The sequence below is a fragment of the Methyloparacoccus murrellii genome (assembly GCF_054657115.1).
In genome coordinates this window covers 1-16,828 of sequence record NZ_BAAHXD010000010.1, presented here as the reverse complement: position 1 = coordinate 16,828, position 16,828 = coordinate 1, and the positions used below count along the sequence as shown (strand labels likewise).

15 protein-coding genes are annotated in these 16,828 nt (G+C 67.0%); 14 read left to right on the top strand and 1 reads right to left on the bottom strand.

The features are described from left to right. Positions 1-33 precede the first annotated feature (33 nt). Positions 34-1,170, top strand: coding sequence for a ligand-gated ion channel (locus tag ACYQ1H_RS04355; protein ID WP_460026842.1), 1,137 nt, complete (start codon positions 34-36; stop codon positions 1,168-1,170). A 39-nt stretch (positions 1,171-1,209) separates the two neighbouring features. After that, positions 1,210-2,502, top strand: a complete 1,293-nt coding sequence (gene mtaB / locus ACYQ1H_RS04350; protein ID WP_460026841.1) for a tRNA (N(6)-L-threonylcarbamoyladenosine(37)-C(2))-methylthiotransferase MtaB — start codon at positions 1,210-1,212, stop codon at positions 2,500-2,502. Between the two features lie 58 nt (positions 2,503-2,560). On the opposite strand, the gene norR is transcribed toward mtaB, so the two are convergent. Then, a complete protein-coding gene (gene norR / locus ACYQ1H_RS04345) occupies positions 2,561-4,123 on the bottom strand; it encodes a nitric oxide reductase transcriptional regulator NorR (protein ID WP_460026840.1) in 1,563 nt (520 codons plus the stop codon). A 410-nt stretch (positions 4,124-4,533) separates the two neighbouring features. On the opposite strand from norR, the gene ACYQ1H_RS04340 reads away from it, so the two are divergent. The 12 genes from ACYQ1H_RS04340 to ACYQ1H_RS04285 all read left to right on the top strand — a co-directional run bounded on the left by ACYQ1H_RS04340 (position 4,534) and on the right by ACYQ1H_RS04285 (position 16,747). Continuing rightward, a complete protein-coding gene (locus ACYQ1H_RS04340) occupies positions 4,534-4,926 on the top strand; it encodes a group I truncated hemoglobin (protein WP_460026839.1) in 393 nt (130 codons plus the stop codon). 27 nt (positions 4,927-4,953) lie between these two features. Beyond that, positions 4,954-5,934, top strand: a complete 981-nt coding sequence (locus tag ACYQ1H_RS04335) for a 2Fe-2S iron-sulfur cluster-binding protein (protein ID WP_460026838.1) — start codon at positions 4,954-4,956, stop codon at positions 5,932-5,934. Positions 5,935-5,949: 15 nt separating this feature from the next. Then, positions 5,950-7,524, top strand: a complete 1,575-nt coding sequence (locus tag ACYQ1H_RS04330; RefSeq protein WP_460026837.1) for a DHA2 family efflux MFS transporter permease subunit — start codon at positions 5,950-5,952, stop codon at positions 7,522-7,524. Continuing rightward, positions 7,521-8,948, top strand: a complete 1,428-nt coding sequence (locus ACYQ1H_RS04325) for an efflux transporter outer membrane subunit (RefSeq protein WP_460026836.1) — start codon at positions 7,521-7,523, stop codon at positions 8,946-8,948. The genes ACYQ1H_RS04330 and ACYQ1H_RS04325 overlap by 4 nt, the downstream gene beginning before the upstream one ends. Continuing rightward, complete coding sequence (locus ACYQ1H_RS04320) at positions 8,945-10,123, top strand: HlyD family efflux transporter periplasmic adaptor subunit (RefSeq protein WP_460026835.1); 1,179 nt, start codon at positions 8,945-8,947, stop codon at positions 10,121-10,123. Before ACYQ1H_RS04325 ends, ACYQ1H_RS04320 begins: the two co-directional genes overlap by 4 nt. Positions 10,124-10,228: 105 nt before the next feature. Continuing rightward, positions 10,229-10,669 carry a CopD family protein gene (locus ACYQ1H_RS04315; protein ID WP_460026834.1) on the top strand — a complete coding sequence of 147 codons (441 nt, stop codon included), beginning with the start codon at positions 10,229-10,231 and terminating at the stop codon, positions 10,667-10,669. 75 nt (positions 10,670-10,744) lie between these two features. Then, the gene (locus ACYQ1H_RS04310; RefSeq protein ID WP_460026900.1) at positions 10,745-11,896 is read left to right on the top strand and encodes an NnrS family protein; all 1,152 of its coding nucleotides are present in this window, start codon (positions 10,745-10,747) and stop codon (positions 11,894-11,896) included. Between the two features lie 55 nt (positions 11,897-11,951). After that, positions 11,952-12,389, top strand: coding sequence for a pyridoxamine 5'-phosphate oxidase family protein (locus tag ACYQ1H_RS04305; RefSeq protein ID WP_460026833.1), 438 nt, complete (start codon positions 11,952-11,954; stop codon positions 12,387-12,389). Then, entirely contained in the window at positions 12,386-12,727 is a 342-nt protein-coding gene (locus tag ACYQ1H_RS04300; RefSeq protein WP_460026832.1) for a hypothetical protein, read from the top strand. The genes ACYQ1H_RS04305 and ACYQ1H_RS04300 overlap by 4 nt, the downstream gene beginning before the upstream one ends. Further along, complete coding sequence (locus ACYQ1H_RS04295) at positions 12,724-13,326, top strand: cytochrome c (RefSeq protein ID WP_460026831.1); 603 nt, start codon at positions 12,724-12,726, stop codon at positions 13,324-13,326. Before ACYQ1H_RS04300 ends, ACYQ1H_RS04295 begins: the two co-directional genes overlap by 4 nt. 2 nt (positions 13,327-13,328) lie before the next feature. Beyond that, a complete protein-coding gene (locus ACYQ1H_RS04290; RefSeq protein ID WP_460026830.1) occupies positions 13,329-14,801 on the top strand; it encodes a cbb3-type cytochrome c oxidase subunit I in 1,473 nt (490 codons plus the stop codon). Positions 14,802-15,202: 401 nt separating this feature from the next. Then, on the top strand, positions 15,203-16,747 hold the full coding sequence (locus ACYQ1H_RS04285) for a type I restriction-modification system subunit M (protein WP_460026829.1): 1,545 nt from the start codon (positions 15,203-15,205) through the stop codon (positions 16,745-16,747). Positions 16,748-16,828: the final 81 nt, after the last annotated feature.

Here is a 16,828-nt window from a genome sequence, read left to right as displayed (position 1 = left end):
GGGAGCGCTGCCCGGCCATCCCGGCCTGAACCCATGAGACGCCTGCCGTTGCCGAATCCGGACCGGGCCATACTGTTCGCGCTGGGCCTGTTCCTGGGCGTCTCGGCACTGGTGGTCAGCCTGATGCGCGCTGGCCTGCTGGAACCCGGCGAGGCCGGCCATCGCGATCGCCTGCTGCCGGCCCCCTCTGCGCCGCCCGCCGATGCGGAGACGCTGGAAGTCGGCGTCTATATCGAAAACAACTACCTGTTCTCGGTGGACGACAAAACCTTCAATGCCGTCGGGCGCATCTGGCTGAACTGGCCGGAAAGGGTTCAGACCGTGCTGGCGAACGAGAACCTGCCGCCGGAAAAGTGGCTGAACTGGGTCAACCTGATCGATAGCTGGGATTCCAGGCTGGAACCGGTCTACCCCGCTCCGATTCGCCTGGCGGATGGCCGTTACCATCAGAGCCTGCAATTCTCCGGGCAGTTCTATGTCGCCGAACTCGACTTCCGCCGCTTTCCGTTCCAGCGCATCCGCCTGCCGGTGGTGCTGGAACTGTCCGAAAACCTGACACGCGCCGGGCACCTGCCGCTGGCCCTGGTGCCCGACCGGGAAGACTCGGGAGTCGGTCTTTACAGCGATCTCATAGGCTACAGGACCATCGGCTTCGACGTGCAACGCCATCAGCACGAATACGGCTCCCGCTTCGGACTGAACCCGGACCATAGCCTGCTGCCCGCGCCAGTCGCGCAGGTGATGTTCGCCACCGTCTACCAGCAATCGGTCAACGCCGCCCTGCTCAAGCTGTTCCTGCCGCTGGTTGTGGTCATGGCGCTGGTGCTGCTGTCGCCGATGCTCTCTCCCGCCCTGTGGGAGGTCAGGCTGGGAATCCCGCCGACGGCCTTGCTGACCCTGGTCTTCCTGCAGCAGGGCTACCGGGAGAAACTGCCCGATCTGCCCTACGCGACTTACCTGGACATGGTCTACAACGCCTGCTACGTCGTCAATCTGCTGCTGTTCGGGCTGTTCCTGTGGGCATCCAACCGGCTGCACCAGACGGACGCCGTCTGGCAGAGCGCCACGGTCCGGCACATCGATCGCATCGACCGACGCGTCCAGGTCGGCCTGTGCGTGGGTTTCACCCTGCTGCTGGCGATCCAGTGGTTTGCCATGCTGTGGGAGTGACGGCCATGCCTCCCCGCCTGCATCAGGAACGCTGACCCCATGCGCGTACATCTCAAGACACTCGGCTGCCGCCTCAACGAGGCGGAGCTGGAAACCTGGGCACAGCAGTTCCAGGCGGATGGCCACCGGCTGGTGGACACCCCGGGGGAAGCCGATCTGGTAGTGCTCAACTCCTGCGCCGTCACCCAGGATGCGGTGCGCAAGTCCCGCCACCTGCTGCGCCGGACGGCCCGCGAGAATCCTGCCGCCAAACTGATCATGAGCGGCTGCTACGCCTCCCTGAAGCCACAGGAAGCCGAATCGCTGGGCATCGACCTGGTGGTAACCAATGCCGACAAGCACCGGCTGGTCGAGATCGCCCGCGAACGCCTGGCACTGCCGCTCATGCCGGCGCTGTCGACCGAACCGGGCGCCACCGCCCTGTTCCGGCTCGGACGCCACCGGGCCTTTATCAAGGTCCAGGACGGATGCCGCTACCGCTGCACCTACTGCATCGTCACCGTGGCGCGCGGCGAGGAGCGCAGCCGCCCCATCGCCGAGGTCGTCGAGGAGATCAACCGCCTGCATGCCGAAGGCATAGGCGAGGCGGTGCTGACGGGCGTGCATCTCGGCGGCTACGGCAGCGACACTGGCGCCAGCCTGGGCGAGCTGGTCGAGGCCGTGCTCCGGGACACCGACATTCCCCGGCTGCGGCTGGGCTCGCTCGAACCCTGGGACATTCCCGAGCGCTTCATCCGCCTCTTCGAGCACCCGCGCCTGATGCCGCACCTGCACCTGCCGCTGCAAAGCGGCTCGGACACGGTGCTCAAGCGCATGGCCCGCCGCTGCCGGACCGACGAATTCGCCCGGCTGGCAGACCGGCTGCGCGGCAGCGTGCCGGCCATCAATCTCACCACCGATCTGATCGTCGGCTTCCCCGGCGAGACCGAGGCCGAGTGGCGCGAAACTCTGTCCTTCGTCGAGCGTGTCGGCTTCGGCCACCTGCACATCTTCAGCTTCTCGCCACGCATGGGAACCGCGGCCGCGAGCCTGGCAGGCGCCGTTCCCGGCGATGTCAAGAGATCCCGCAGCCGTGCCCTGCACGATCTGGCCGAGATCCAGAAACGGCGCTTCGCCGAAAGCCATGTCGGGCAGACCCTGCCGATCCTGTGGGAGGGTGTCCGCACGCTGGACGACGGCCAGCGCTGGATCTTCGGCTATACGCCGAACTTCCTGAAAGTCGGCATGCCGCTGCGCCACGAGCAGGATTCGCGCCTGAGCTACACCCTGGCCGATGCGAGACTGCTGGGCTGGGTGGCGGACGGCGGCTACCTGCTGGGCGAGCTCGCCTGATCTCCCGCCGCTCCCCCGTCAAACCGGGACGCCTGTCCCTGCGCTGGCATCCGACCGGTCACTTAACGCCCAGGCGCTTGGCGAGGCGGTGCAGGTTGCCGCGATCCAGCTTCAGCAGGCGCGCGGCTTCGGCCCAGTTGCCGCGCGCGCGAGCCAGTGCCGTCTCGATCAGCTCCCGCTGAAAGGCCGCCACGGCCTCCGCCATCGAGGCGTCCAACCCTGCCCCTCCCACGTCCGGCACCGCCGGCTCGGTGCCCAGCCCTTCCAGATGCTGGGGTTCGATGACGACGCTGTCGCCCTGCTTGTCGGCCGCCCGCAGGGCGGCCCGCAGCATCACATGTTCCAGTTCGCGCACATTGCCGGGCCAGCCATAGTGGCAGAGCACCTGGATGGTGGCGCGGGACAGCGACAAGCGGGCCAGTCCCAGGCGCGTGCGCGACTGTTCGAGGAAGTGGCCGGCCAGGATGGGAATGTCCTCCGGGCGTTCGCGCAGGGGCGGCACCCGCACCGGATAGACACTGAGCCGGTGGTAGAGATCGGCCCGGAAACGGCCGTCGCGGACCTCCGCCGGCAGCTCACGGTTGGTGGCGGCAATCATGCGCACGTCGACATGGTGGGAACGATCCGAACCGATGCGCTGGATTTCGCCGAACTGCACGGCCCGCAACAGTTTCGCCTGGATCGACAACGGCAGCTCGCCCACCTCGTCCAGGAACAGGGTGCCGCCGTCGGCAAGCTCGAACTTGCCGGCCCGGTCGCTGCCGGCGCCGGTGAAGGCGCCCTTCACATGACCGAACAGCTCGCTCTCGGCCAGGGATTCCGGCAGGGCGGCGCAGTTGACATAGACCAGCGGCTGGGCGGCCCGCTTGGAACGGGAGTGCAGGATGCGCGCCAGCACCTCCTTGCCGGCGCCGGTTTCCCCGGTCAGCAACACGGTCAGGTCGGAGCGCGCGACCACGCCGATCTCGCGATTCAGTGCCTGCATGACCGGGCTCCTGCCCAACAGCGGCCGGCTGCGCTCCAGCGCCTCGTTGACCAGCTCGGTCGTCACCTGGCCACGGTGACGCGCCAAGGTCTCCAGGGTGGTGATATAGGTCTCGTAGCGCAGCGCCACCGTGGCGATGGCGGCGAAGACCTGGAATACGTGGTCGTCGATCCGTTCGAACGCCCCAGCCCGCAGGGCATCGGCGGACAGCACGCCGAACAGGGTGTTCTCGTTGTACAGGCTGCAACCCAGGCAGGCATGGACCGCCAGCGTGCCGCTGGCATCCTTGGCGATCAGGCCATCGTAAGGGTCCGGCCGCGGATCGTCGGCGGCAAACCGCACCGGGTCGCGCGACGCGACGATGGCGGCGAAGCGGGGGTGTTCCCCGGGACGGAAGGTGAGTCCCAGCACCTCCGGGGACAACCCGCGTGCCGCCACCGGCACCAGCACCCCGTCCTTGTAGCGCAGCAAGGCACAGGCCTCGTTACCGGTCACGCTGGCAAAGATCTCCAGAAACCGCTCCAGCCGGTCCTTCATCGACAGGTTCGCGGTCAGGTTGAGGACGGCGGCGCGAATGGCCTCGTCGATATCGGCCTGGCGGGTGACAGGCGGGTCGGCCAGGGACATCGATGTCATTTCGACACCACCGATGTTGATCCGACACGTACCGCCTGCACTGGCCAACAAATCAGGAAAAGCTTTTTCATTTCAGCAGCTTGAGATAAATCGACAGGTGTGCCCCGGGCAGGCCGGAACGGGCATTGTCATTATGACACGCATGGGCCCCTGCCAGGGTTGCAAGCCAGCCGCTTGCCGCCCCGCCCGACGACCATGTCCGATGCCCACCACATCAAATTTTCTACTTGTTTTTCAATCAGTTGTAGCCACATGCGGCGACCCTGGCGACGCACCAGGGTGGTTGTCCGACAGACTGGCCCACGACTTGCTATTCCCCAGGCGCGGGCCGCCGCCCCAGCGAAACGGCGCCGCACGCCGCCGGCATTCCCGCCGGTGACGAAAAACAATATTCAAGCAAGGAGACCTTCATGACCGACGCCACCCAGAACACCAAGAACGCCACCCTGTACGACAAGCTCGGCGGCGAACCCGCGGTCAACGCCGCCGTGGACATCTTCTACCGCAAGGTGATCAGCGACGCCCGCATCAACAATTTCTTCTTTGGCGTCGACATGGCCCAGCAGGCTGCCAAGCAGAAGGCTTTCCTGACCATGGCCTTCGGCGGTCCGCACAACTACACCGGCCAGGACATGCGCCGCGGCCACGCCCGTCTGGTCCAGATGGGCCTCAACGACCATCATTTCGATGTGGTGATGGAGCACCTGGGCGGCACCCTGCGGGAGCTGAATGTCCCGGAAAACCTGGTCGAGGAAGTGCTCACCATCGCCGAGAGCACCCGGAGCGACGTGCTGGGCCGCTAAGAACACGCGAGCGCGCAGGAGCCTCTCATGGTTGCCATACGCTTCGAAACGGAGCGCTATACACTGGAGCCGGAGCAGTCCGTGCTGGACTGCCTGCTGCAGCATGGCGCGCCGATCCCCTTCTCCTGCCGCAACGGGGTCTGCCAGACCTGCATGATGAAGGCCCTCGACGGCCAGCCGCCGGAAGCCGCCCAGCAGGGACTGAAGGATACCCTGCGGATGCAGCAGTACTTCCTGGCCTGCATCTGCCGGCCGGAGGAGGAATTGTGCGTCGCCCTGCCCTCGCAGCAGGAGTCAGCCATACCGGCCACCGTCGAGAGCCTGCACCCCCTCACCAAGGACATCCTGCTGGTGGCCCTGCGGCCGCATGAGCCGCTGGACTACCGGCCGGGTCAGTTCATTCACCTGCTGCGCGACGAGCATCTGGCGCGCAGTTACTCGCTGGCCAGCGTGCCGGCGGCGGACGATCACCTGCACCTGCATGTCCGCCATCTGCCGGGCGGCCATGTCAGTGGCTGGGTGCACGAGCACTTGCGGGTCGGCCATACCGTCGACATACGCGGGCCGGCCGGCGAGTGCTTTTACGTGCCGGGCCAGCCCGAGCAGCCGATCCTGCTGATCGGTACCGGCTCCGGCCTCGCGCCGCTGTACGGCATCCTGCGCGACGCCCTGGAGCAGGGACATACCGGCCCCATCCGGCTGTTCCACGGCAGCCGCGATCCCGATGGCCTCTATCTGGCCGATCCACTGCGCAAACTCACCCGCGAGTACACCAATTTCGACTATGTCCCCTGCCTGTCGGGAGCGGTGGTGCCGCCCCACCATGCGGCCGGGCGCGTGCACGAGGTCGCGCTGCGCGAAGTGCCCGAGCTGAAGAACTGGCGGGTCTATCTCTGCGGACATCCGGCCATGGTTCAGCAGGCGCAGATGCAGGCCTTCCTGGCCGGCGCCGCCATCCAGGACATCTACGCCGACGCCTTCACGGTCAACGTCACGACCTCCCTCTGAAGGTAGAGGCGGGGCATGAGTACGGCCAGGGCTGTCCCGACGGCAAAATGGCAGGGCTGGCTGACCCACACGGCACTCAGCCTGGGCCATGTCGCGGTCCTGTTCAATGCCGGCGCCTATATCGCCATGCTGCCGCGAGTGGCCGGCTCGCTGGGCGTGGCGCCGAGCTTCGGCACCTGGACACAGACGGATTTCATGATCGCCCTGGCCATCGGCTTCCCCCTGGCCGGGGCGCTGAGCCGCCGGTACGGCGATGCCCGGGTGGCCAGCGGGGCCTACGCGGCATTCGCCCTTGCCTCGCTGGGTTGCGCGCTGGCGGAGGAACTGGCCGCATTCCTGGCCTGCCGTATCGTGCTGGGCCTCAGTGGCGGCATCGCGCTGCCGGTCAGCCAGAAGCTGGCGCTGGGCACCGTCAGCGAGCGGCACAAGCCGCTCGGCCTGGCGCTGTGGGGCCTGTTCGCGCTGACGCCGTTCACCGTCGGCACCACCCTGGGCGGCTGGCTGGCGGACGAACACGGCTGGCGCTGGCTGTTCTGGAGCAACATCCCCATCGCCCTGCTGGCGCTCCAGGCCAGCATCGGCTCGCTCCCGCCATCGGCACCCACCGCCGCGACGCGTCTGGACTGGACGGGTTTCCTGCTGGTCAGCGGTGTACTGATGGGTACCCAGAACCTGCTCAATCTCGGCAACGATTTCGACTGGCTGAACGCGGACGAGGTCATGGTGCTGACCCTGATCACCGGATTCTGCCTGCCCTGGGCAATCCTCCACCTGCTCCGCCAGCCGGATGCCTTCGTCGACCTGCGCGTGCTGCGCTCGCGCAATGTCGCCATCGCCCTGCTGGCCCTGTCGCTGGGCTTCCTCGGCTTCCAGGGCCTGTTGTCGCTGCTGATCGTGCAGTTGCAGCTGCTGCTCGGCTACTCGTCGAAGCTGGCGGGCATGGTGTTCCTGCCGATGCTCCTGCTGTCCAAGCCGGCCAGCATCGTCGCCCACCAACTATCCTCGCGCATGGACGCGCGCTGGCTGGCCAGTGCCAGCCTGTTCGGCTTCGCCCTGACCTATTTCTGGATCAGCCGCTACGATCAGCCGGCCAGCTTCGACCAGATCCTCTGGCCCAAGCTGGCGGAAGGTCTCTGCCTAGGCAGCCTGTTCGCCCCGCTGACGGTCATCCTGCTGCACGGTGTCGCGGCGGCACAGCAGCCGCGGGTCATGGAACTCGTCAACCTGCTGCGACTGGCCTCGGGCGCCTTCGGCATCACCCTGGCGGGGGTGGTGCTGTACCGGCGCACGCCGTTCCATCAGAGCCGCTTCGTCGAACGACTCACGCTGCTCGATCCGCAGACCCCGGCGGCGCTGGAGCGCCTGATCCAGCAGGGCTTCAGCCCGGCGGCGGCAGAGGCGCGGCTGGCCAGGACGGTGACCCAGCATGCGGCGATCTTCGCCATCGACGAAGCCTTCTGGCTGGCCGGCTGGCTGTTCGTGGGACTGGGCATGCTGGTCTGGCTGGCGCAGCCGACCCGGCCGGTGATCCGCTCGCAGCGGGCCGAAAACCGCGAAGTGGCATTCGAGAACCTGATGGAGGAACCGTGAGCGGGTTTCGCCGCGCCATGCTCCTGACCGGCCTCCTGGCGCTGGGCGGCTGCGCCTGGCTGCCGGATGAGGACACGCCGCGCGCCCGGCTGATGGCGCTGAACCAGCTGGTACCGACCCCGGACAACGGCCAACCCTCGCGCTGGCCACGCAGCAGCTGGTGGCGCGACTTCCGTGACCCGGCGCTGAACCGGCTGGTGGAAACCGCCATCGCCGGCAGCCCCGACCTCAAGGTGGCGGCGCATCGGCTGCGCGAGGCCCAGGCGCTGGGCGACATGCGGGCGGCCGCGCTGCTGCCGCAGGTGGCGGCCGGCATGAGCGTGGACGCCATGCACTATTCCATGAACAGCGTGCAGCTGAAGCTGGCCGGCGACACCTTCGCCCTGGCCATGATCAACCCGGTGATCCTGCAATACCACGTCGATCTCTGGGGCCGCGATCGCGCCGCGCTGGAAGAGGCGCTGGGCCTGGTACAGGCGGAGGAAGCCGAGAACTTGCAGGCGCGCCTGCTGCTCAGCACGGCGCTGAGCCGGGCCTATTTCCGCCTGCGGCTGGCCAGCGAGCAACGCGACCTGGCGATCGCCATGACCGCGACCCTGCGCGAACGTCTGCGGCTGCTGCACGTCCGGCTGGAGCACGGCCTCGCCACCCGGCAATCCCTGGAGACCGAGGAAGCGAGATTGCAGGAAGCCGAGCAACGGCTGCAAGCCAACACCCTGCACATCCGGCTGCTGCGCGACCAGCTGGCGGCCATGGCCGGCCAGGGTCCCGCCTTCGGCGACAGCATCCGCTGGGAGGCAGACCCCGTGGCGGAGCTACCGCCGACGCCCGCGGTCCTACCGCTGCACCTGCTGGCCCGGCGTCCCGACATCATCGCCGCCCGCTGCCGGGCCGAGGCCGCCGCCAAGGCCATCGAGGTGGCGGAAAAGGCCTTCTATCCGGACGTCAATATCCGCGGCTTTGCCGGCCTGCACAGCGTCAACCTGATCGACGCGCTGTTCCACAGCTCCAGCCTGGCCTTCGCCGTCGGCCCGACGCTGGAGCTGCCGATCTTCGAGGGCGGGCGCCTGGAGGCGAACCTCGCCGCCCGTGAGGCCGGCTACGACAGCGCCGTCGAGACCTACAACGCCGGCCTGGTCAGTGCCGTCCGCCAGACGGCCGACGCGCTGGCCCGCCTGGACGAGGCCACCCAGCGGACCCAGTCACAGCGGCAGGCAGTGGCCGCCCTGGAGACCAACCGGCAACTGGCCGATGTGCTGGCGCAACAGGGCTTGCAGGACCGCACGCTGCAACTCGAGCAGCGCTATGTCCGCGACCTGCAGGTCTTCCGCCTGAAAACCTGTCAGGGCGACAAATACGCGGCGCTGATCGACCTCATCGAGGCCCTGGGCGGCGGCCTCAGCCCCGCGGCGGCGAAGACATGAGCCACGCCCACCGCCCCCAGGCCCCGCGCCACCGCCGGTTGCGGCGTCTGCTCGGCGGCGTGCTGCTGCTGGCGCTGGCGGGATTCGCCGCCGCCTGGCTGGACTACCGCCGGCACTGGGTCAGCACGGACGACGCCTACGTGACCGGCCATCTGCTGACCCTGTCGGCGCGCACCGCCGGCACGGTGGTGGAAGTCCACGTCGAGAACAGCCAGTCCGTGAAGGCAGGCGACCCCCTGGTCCGGCTGGACGGCACACGCGCGCGCTTCGCCTGGGAAGAGGCCCAAGCCCAGCTGGGCGACACGGTGCGGCGGATCGCGGCGCTCTACAGCGATGTCGACAAATACCGCCACGCGATCGAGGCCCGGCAGGCAACGCTGCGGCGGCTGCAACACGACCTGGAACGCTATCGCGGCGCCGCCGCCGAGGACGCCATCCCCCGGCAGCAGCTGCAGAACACCGAGGATCAGATCCGCGAGACCGAGGCCAGCATCCAGCAGGCCCAGGCCGAGCTGGCGGGCGTCCACGCCCTGACCGACGGCACCGAGATCGCCAGCCATCCCGCCGTTCTGAAGTCGGCCGCCAACCTGCGCAAGGCGTTTCTGGAGTACAGCCGCCGGCTCATCGTCGCGCCTGCCGACGGCTATGTCGCCAAGCGCAAGGTCCAGGTGGGCGACGAGGTGCACGAGGGCTCGCCCCTGCTGGCCATCGTCCCGCTGGAGGAGGTCTGGGTCGAGGCCAACCTCCGGGAGCGCGACCTCGGCCGCGTGCGTTCGGGCCAGCCCGCCGAGGTCAGCGTCGACATGCCGGGGCACAGCCATATCTACCAGGGCCGGGTGGAGGGCATCCATCCGGGCACCGGCAGTCTGTTCGCGCTGCTGCCGCCGGAAAACACCTCGGGCAATTTCATCCATATCACCGAGCGGGTTCCGGTCCGCATCGCGCTGGCGCCGGAGGAACTGCGCCGGTACCCGTTGCGGCAGGGGCTGTCGACCATCACCCGCATACGGGTCGGCGATGGCGAAAGGCCGCTGCTCGCATCCGACGTGACCGCCCGGCATCCGGCCAACCGCACGGCGGTCTACGACCGCGAGGGACTGGAGGCCGAACGGCAGATCGACGAAATCATCCGCCGCAACGCCCGGCCGCGACCGACCTCCACGGCCAGCCGATGAATGGCCCGCGCCGGTCGCGACACCCCGCCCGGGCCGGCTGGCATCCTGCCACGCATTGGTTACACTAGCCGGCGCCCCGGATCGGGGCATGCCGAGGAGAGACTCATGTACAGCCTCATTCTGCTCGCGCACCTGCTGGCCGCCTGCATCTGGACCGGCGGCCACCTGATTCTGGCCCTGCGCATCCTGCCGGAGGCCCTGCGGCAGGGGGACGTGACGGCCATCCAGGCTTTCGAACAGCGCTACGAGCCGCTGGGGCTGCCCGCGCTGGCCATCCAGGTGGCGTCGGGTCTGTGGCTGGCCAATGCCCGCCAGCCGGACTGGGGACGCTGGCTGGATCCCGCCGACCCGGCCTCCGCGCCGATCGCCGCCAAACTGCTCCTGCTGGGGCTGACCGTGATCCTGGCCCTGCATGCCCGCCTGCGGCTGATTCCCGATCTGAGTGCCGCGCGGCTGCCTGCCTTGGCGCGGCACATCGCCGGGGTCACCGTGCTGGCGGTCCTGTTCGTGGTGGCCGGTGTCAGCCTGCGCACGGGCGGTTTCTGAGTCGCCAGCGCCAACCGACGACCCGACATGCCACCGATCCCGATTCCGCCACGTCCCAGGGTACCGCCCGTGTCCATGCAGATCCTGTTCAGCTATGCCTTCCGTCCGTTCTTCCTGCTGGTTGGCGGCTATGCCGCACTCATCGGTCTCGCCTGGTGGCTGCATCTGGAGGGCCTGCTGATCTGGAGCGGCGAGCTGCCGGCCAAGGCCCGCCATGGCCACGAGATGCTGTTCGGTTTCGCCGGCGGCGCGATCGCCGGCTTCCTGCTGACCGCGGTCGCCACCTGGACCCGGCGGCCGGCGGTGTCCGGAACGGTGCTGGTCCTGCTCGGTGCCGTCTGGCTGCTGGCGCGCCTGTCCGCCTTCCTGCCGGGTCCGACCGGCTGGTCGCTGTGGGCGCTGGCCAGTCTGTCGTTCTGGGCCTGCCTGCTGGCGCTGATGGCGCGGGAGGTGTTCGCCTCCAGGAACACGCGCAATTACAAGGTCCTGCTGCTGTTGCTGGGCTTCCTGGCCGCCGAAACCGTCTTCTTCGCGCGTGGCCGCGAGGACTTCGGCCTGGCCGAAGCCAGCCTGCGGGCCGGGTTGTTCCTGATCCTCGGCATGATCTCGCTGGTGGGCGGCCGGATCATTCCCGCCTTCACGCAGAACTGGCTCAATCTCCGGCAGCCGGGACGGGCGCCGCAACTGCCGGCCTTCGACCGCCACGACCAGCTGTCGATAGCGGCCATGGCGGCCTTCGCCCTGGGGCATGTGCTGTGGCCGTCCGCCGCGCTCACCGGCGTGCTGGGCGTGGTGGCCGGCATGGTCCAGCTGCTGCGCGGGCTGCGCTGGCGCGGCTGGCTGACCCTGCGCGAGCCGCTGCTGTGGATACTCCACCTGGGCTTCGCCTGGGTAGCGGTGGGCTTCCTTCTGCTCGGCCTGGCGGCACTGGGGTGGCCCCGGCTGCACGATGCCGGCCTGCATGCCCTGACCTATGGCGCCATCGGCACACTGATCCTGGGCGTCGCCGCCCGCGTCGCGCTCGGCCATACCGGCCGCCCCTTGCAGGCGTCCGGTGCGATAACCCTGGCCTTCTGGCTGCTGACGCTGGGCACGTTGCTGCGCATGCTGGCCGCCGCCGGCGGCTTCCTCATGACCGCGTCGATCGCCTGCTGGACCGCCGCCTTCGGCCTGTTCCTGTGGCGTTACACGCCCGTGCTGCTGGCGCCGCGCGTGGATGCCCCATGACCGCCGCCCCCTGCCCCACTCCGCGCGCTGCGCCCAACCCGAGAGGACCTGTCCCATGCTGACTCCCGACATCCAGCTCACCCTGCAGCGGGCCGAGCTGTTCCCGCTGGCGACCGCCTCGCGGTCGGGCACACCCAACGTCGTACCGGTGAAATATGTCCGCGCCGCCGGCCCCGACCGGCTGTGGATCACCGACAACTATCTCGGCAAGACGCTGGCCAACCTGCGCGAGAACCCCGAGGCCGCCCTCTATGTGTGGTCGACCGAGCCCAAGCTTTGCGTGCAGATCAAGGGCACGGTGACGATCCACACCGAGGGCGACGACTACGAGAGCATGAAAGCGCAGGTTCGCGCCGGCAAGCCGGAACTGCCGGCGAAATCGCTGGTGGTGCTGCGCATCCGCGAGATATTCCAGTGCCTGCCCGGCGCGGAACCTGGCAAGCGCCTGTGGCCGACGCCCGAAGCGGCGGCGGCGGAGAGCCCCGCGCCATGATCCAGCCGGTCGATCTCAAGGATTTCCTGCTCACGTTCTTCGTCTCGGCCGGCATCATCCTCAGCGGCGCCTGCTACGCCCTGTTCTATGCCTGGGGCCGGCTCCGCGGCCGCGCGGCGTTCCTGCGCGGGGCATGGCTGGCCTACGCCGTGCTGGTGGCCTGCACACTGACGCTGGTGCAGACCGCGCACCTGAACGGCAGCTGGTCCACACTCGCCCTGCTGATGCTGGCCGGCTACTTCGCCGCGCCGCGCGCCATCTTCCGCCTGTGCGCCGACACCCATGCGGTCGGCCACCCGAAAACCGCTTCCATTGCCTTCAAGGAGAAAACCCCGTGAACCCCTCGCCACTCTGGGCTTCCGAGTCCTTCTGGAAAAAGGTCGCCATCTGGGTGACTGCCGGTTCCTTTCTGCTGCTGATCCTCCTAACCTTCGACTCGATGTCGAAAGTCTCGGCGGGCGGCAAGCGCGTACCCGCCTACAGCGTCATCAACCAGCAGGTCGATTACCGCTTCGATAAGGCGGCCAACCGCTACCTGCCGGTCATCGGCGGCGAAGCCCCGCTGTTCGGCAAGAAGCTGAGCGAGGCGGAAGCCGAGGCGCTGGTCGACCTGGGCAAGCAGACCACCCAGGCCAAGAACTGCATGAACTGCCACACGCTGCTGGGCAACGGCGCCTACTACGCGCCCGACCTGACCAAGGCCTGGCTGGATCCCGGCTGGATCGACGAGGCCAACCGCGAGGCGCAGATGCTGGCCTTCCTCAAGGATCCGCCGAACCATGCTCGCACCTACGGCAGCGGCCGACGTATGCCCAACCTGGACATCACCGACGAGGAGGCCCGGGGCGTGGTCGCCTTCCTGAAATGGATGGCCACCATCGACACCAACGGCTTCCCGCACAATTTCAAGACCCTCACGGCGCAAACGCAGGAGTAAGCATGAACGCGATTTCAACCCCGGCAAGCGGACTGGCCGCCTGCGCGCCGCTGGACAGCCGCCACCTGAACGGCGGCCAGCAACTGGCGGTAAAGTATTTTTCGGTCGCGATCGTCCTGTTCCTGGCGCAACTGCTGTTCGGCCTGCTGGCTGGCATCCAATTCATCTGGCCGGGCTTCCTGTTCGAAACGCTGGACTTCAGCGTCAACCGCATGGTGCACATCAACGCCATGGTGGTGTGGATGCTGTACGGCTTCATCGGCGCGGTGTACTGGTTCCTGGAGGAGGAAAGCGGCACCGACATCGCCGGGCTCAAGTATGGCAACCTGGCCTTCTGGGTGCTGACCGCCGCCGTCACCGTGGTCGTGCTGGTCTACCTGCTGGTGCAGACCGGACCCGGCAATGACACCACCCGCTGGCTGATCAACGAAGGCCGCGAGTACATCGAGGCCCCGCGCTGGGCCGACATCGGCATCGTCGCCGTCATGCTGGTGTTCTTCTACAACGTCGCCGGCACCTTCTCCAAGGGCCGCTGGTCCGGCATCTCCGGCGTGCTGACGCTGGATCTGGTGGCGCTGGCCGGCCTGTACCTGGCCGGAATGTTCTACTCGACCAACATCAGCGTCGACCAATACTGGTGGTGGTGGGTCATCCACCTGTGGGTGGAAGCCACCTGGGAAGTGCTGGTCGGCTGCATCATGGCCTGGAGCCTGATGAAGCTGATCGGCGCGCGCCGCCAGATCGTGCAGACCTGGCTGTATATCGAAGTCGCGCTGATGTTCGGCTCCGGCATCCTCGGCCTCGGCCACCATTACTTCTGGATCGGTACCCCCGAATACTGGCTGACCATCGGCGGCTTCTTCTCGGCGCTGGAGCCGATTCCGCTGGTGGCCATGGTCGTGCATTCGGTCTATGACGCCGGCGTGCACAAGTTCCGCAGCACCAACCACCCGGCGCTGGCCTGGATCATCGCCCACACCTTCGGCAACTTCCTCGGCGCCGGCGTCTGGGGCTTCATGCACACCCTGCCGCAGATCAATCTCTATACCCACGGTACCCAGTGGTCCGCCTCGCATGGTCACCTGGCCTTCTTCGGCGCCTACGCCACCATCATCATCGCCTTCTTCTACCTGGCCATCCAGCGCTGGCGCGGCGGTGTGTGGATGGGCGGCGGTCTGCCGGACAACGGCTGGAAGTGGAAATGGGCCATGGGCCTGCTGAATCTGGGCGTCATGGGCATGACCGTGGCCCTGCTGATCGCGGGCTATGAACAATCCTTCATCGAGCGCGCGGTGGAAGGCTCCACCTGGGGCGGCTACTTCGCCGGCCAGAACCATCCCTGGTTCGAGCAGGCCATGCACTGGCGCATGGTGTTCGGTCTCATGACCTTTGCCGGCGCGCTGCTGCTGGCCTGGGACCTGCTCACCATCGGCGCCTGCGAGAGCCGTGATGAATTGGTCATCGAGGAGCATTGAGTGTTGGCGTGAGACACCGCCCGGCGGCTAGCGCTGCCGGGTGAGTGATGGCCCCCGTAAGCCCGTCGGTTCCAAGGGAGCCGGCGGGCTTTTTTAGTGCACGCTCCTACAGGCCCAAGGGGAAAACGGCCTGAGCCGGGAAAGGGGGCGCACAAATGATTACGGTGTAACATCTAGAATCTAATAGACATTCTGGCGATTTCAGGGATTTCATCATGATTACCGTGACATCTGTCGAAGCCCAAAGCCGCTGGTGACCATCGTCATCACCGAGGCCGGACTTATCCTCGCCAGTGTAGCCACCTGACATCCATGCCCCCTTGACGCGACATCCTTTTGCCTACGGTGTCGTGTTTACCAGGTATCCACTTTCCTCACGCCACAACGAAAAACCATTAGCAATGGCCCGACCAAAAGCTGACAAGCCCGTCAAGGAAGAACGCCTCGAAATCCAACTCTGGAAGGCCGCCGACAAGCTCCGCAAGAATATCGATGCCGCCGAGTACAAGCATGTCGTCCTGGGGCTGATCTTCCTCAAGTACATCTCCGATTCCTTTGAAGCCCTGTACGCCAGGCTCCAGGCCGGCGAGGGCGAACTTGCCGGGGCCGACCCGGAAGACAAGGACGAGTACAAGGCGGAGAACGTCTTTTTCGTGCCGCAGGCCGCGCGCTGGTCGTTTCTCGTGGCCATGGCGAAGCAGCCGGACATCGGCATCCACGTGGATGCGGCCATGGACGCCATCGAGCGGGAGAACCCCTCCCTCAAGGGCGTGCTGCCCAAGGTGTACGCCCGGCAGAACCTGGACCCGGCCAGCCTGGGCGGCTTGATCGACCTGGTGGGCAACATCGCGCTGGGCGACGCCAAGGCCCGCAGCCGCGACGTGCTGGGCCATGTGTTCGAATACTTCCTCGGCGAATTCGCGCTGGCGGAAGGCAAGCAGGGCGGGCAGTTCTACACGCCGCGCAGCATCGTCGAACTGCTGGTGGCCATGCTGGAGCCCTACAAAGGCCGGGTCTTCGACCCCTGCTGCGGTTCCGGCGGCATGTTCGTCCAGTCGGAGCGCTTCGTCGAAGAGCACCAGGGCCGGGTCAACGACATTTCCATCTATGGCCAGGAAAGCAACCAGACCACCTGGCGGCTAGCAAAGATGAACCTCGCCATCCGCGGCATCGACAGTTCCCAGGTGAAATGGAACAACGAGGGCTCCTTCCTCAACGATGCCCACAAAGACCTCCGGGCCGATTTCGTCATCGCCAACCCGCCCTTCAACGACAGCGACTGGAGCGGCGAACTGCTGCGCGGCGACGGCCGCTGGCAGTACGGCGCGCCGCCGACCGGCAGCGCCAACTTCGCCTGGTTGCAGCATTTTGCCTTTCACTTGAAGCCCGACGGCCGGGCCGGCGTGGTACTCGCCAAGGGCGCCCTGACCAGCAAGAGCAGCGGCGAAGGCGACATCCGCAAGGCCATGATCGAAGGCGGCAACCTCATCGACTGCATCGTCAACCTGCCGGCCAAGCTGTTCCTCAACACCCAGATTCCCGCCGCGCTGTGGTTCCTGAACCGCGCCCGCAGCAACGGCCATCCGCGCCAGGGCGAAATCCTGTTCATCGACGCCCGCAACCTCGGTCACCTCATCAACCGCCGTACCCGCGAACTCAGCCACGCAGACATCGCCCGCATCGCTGCCACCTATCACCGCTGGCGCACCGGCGCTGCCGAATATGCCGACGAAAAAGGCTTCTGTGCCGCCGTGCCGCTGGCGCGGGTCGCGGAACTGGATTATGTGCTGACGCCGGGCCGCTATGTCGGCCTGCCGGAGGAAGAGGACGATTTCAACTTTGCCGAACGCTTCGCGGCCTTGAAGGCGGAGTTTGAGGCGCAGTTGAAAGAGGATACAGCGTTGAACCAAGCCATCACTGAAAATCTGGCGAGGGTGAAGGCATGACAATACCTTATTCAAGCATCTTTTCTTCGTGTCCCACATCCTGGGAGATTGCACCATTGCAGGAGCATGTCTTCTTTCAAG

What these genes read in the sequence shown, in the direction of transcription:
- ACYQ1H_RS04355 (WP_460026842.1), top strand. Translation starts at nt 34, where the DNA reads ATGAGACGCCTGCCGTTGCCGAATCCGGACCGGGCCATACTGTTCGCG.
- mtaB (WP_460026841.1), top strand. Translation starts at nt 1,210, where the DNA reads ATGCGCGTACATCTCAAGACACTCGGCTGCCGCCTCAACGAGGCGGAG.
- norR (WP_460026840.1), bottom strand. Translation starts at nt 4,123, where the DNA reads ATGACATCGATGTCCCTGGCCGACCCGCCTGTCACCCGCCAGGCCGAT.
- ACYQ1H_RS04340 (WP_460026839.1), top strand. Translation starts at nt 4,534, where the DNA reads ATGACCGACGCCACCCAGAACACCAAGAACGCCACCCTGTACGACAAG.
- ACYQ1H_RS04335 (WP_460026838.1), top strand. Translation starts at nt 4,954, where the DNA reads ATGGTTGCCATACGCTTCGAAACGGAGCGCTATACACTGGAGCCGGAG.
- ACYQ1H_RS04330 (WP_460026837.1), top strand. Translation starts at nt 5,950, where the DNA reads ATGAGTACGGCCAGGGCTGTCCCGACGGCAAAATGGCAGGGCTGGCTG.
- ACYQ1H_RS04320 (WP_460026835.1), top strand. Translation starts at nt 8,945, where the DNA reads ATGAGCCACGCCCACCGCCCCCAGGCCCCGCGCCACCGCCGGTTGCGG.
- ACYQ1H_RS04315 (WP_460026834.1), top strand. Translation starts at nt 10,229, where the DNA reads ATGTACAGCCTCATTCTGCTCGCGCACCTGCTGGCCGCCTGCATCTGG.
- ACYQ1H_RS04310 (WP_460026900.1), top strand. Translation starts at nt 10,745, where the DNA reads ATGCAGATCCTGTTCAGCTATGCCTTCCGTCCGTTCTTCCTGCTGGTT.
- ACYQ1H_RS04305 (WP_460026833.1), top strand. Translation starts at nt 11,952, where the DNA reads ATGCTGACTCCCGACATCCAGCTCACCCTGCAGCGGGCCGAGCTGTTC.
- ACYQ1H_RS04300 (WP_460026832.1), top strand. Translation starts at nt 12,386, where the DNA reads ATGATCCAGCCGGTCGATCTCAAGGATTTCCTGCTCACGTTCTTCGTC.
- ACYQ1H_RS04290 (WP_460026830.1), top strand. Translation starts at nt 13,329, where the DNA reads ATGAACGCGATTTCAACCCCGGCAAGCGGACTGGCCGCCTGCGCGCCG.
- ACYQ1H_RS04285 (WP_460026829.1), top strand. Translation starts at nt 15,203, where the DNA reads ATGGCCCGACCAAAAGCTGACAAGCCCGTCAAGGAAGAACGCCTCGAA.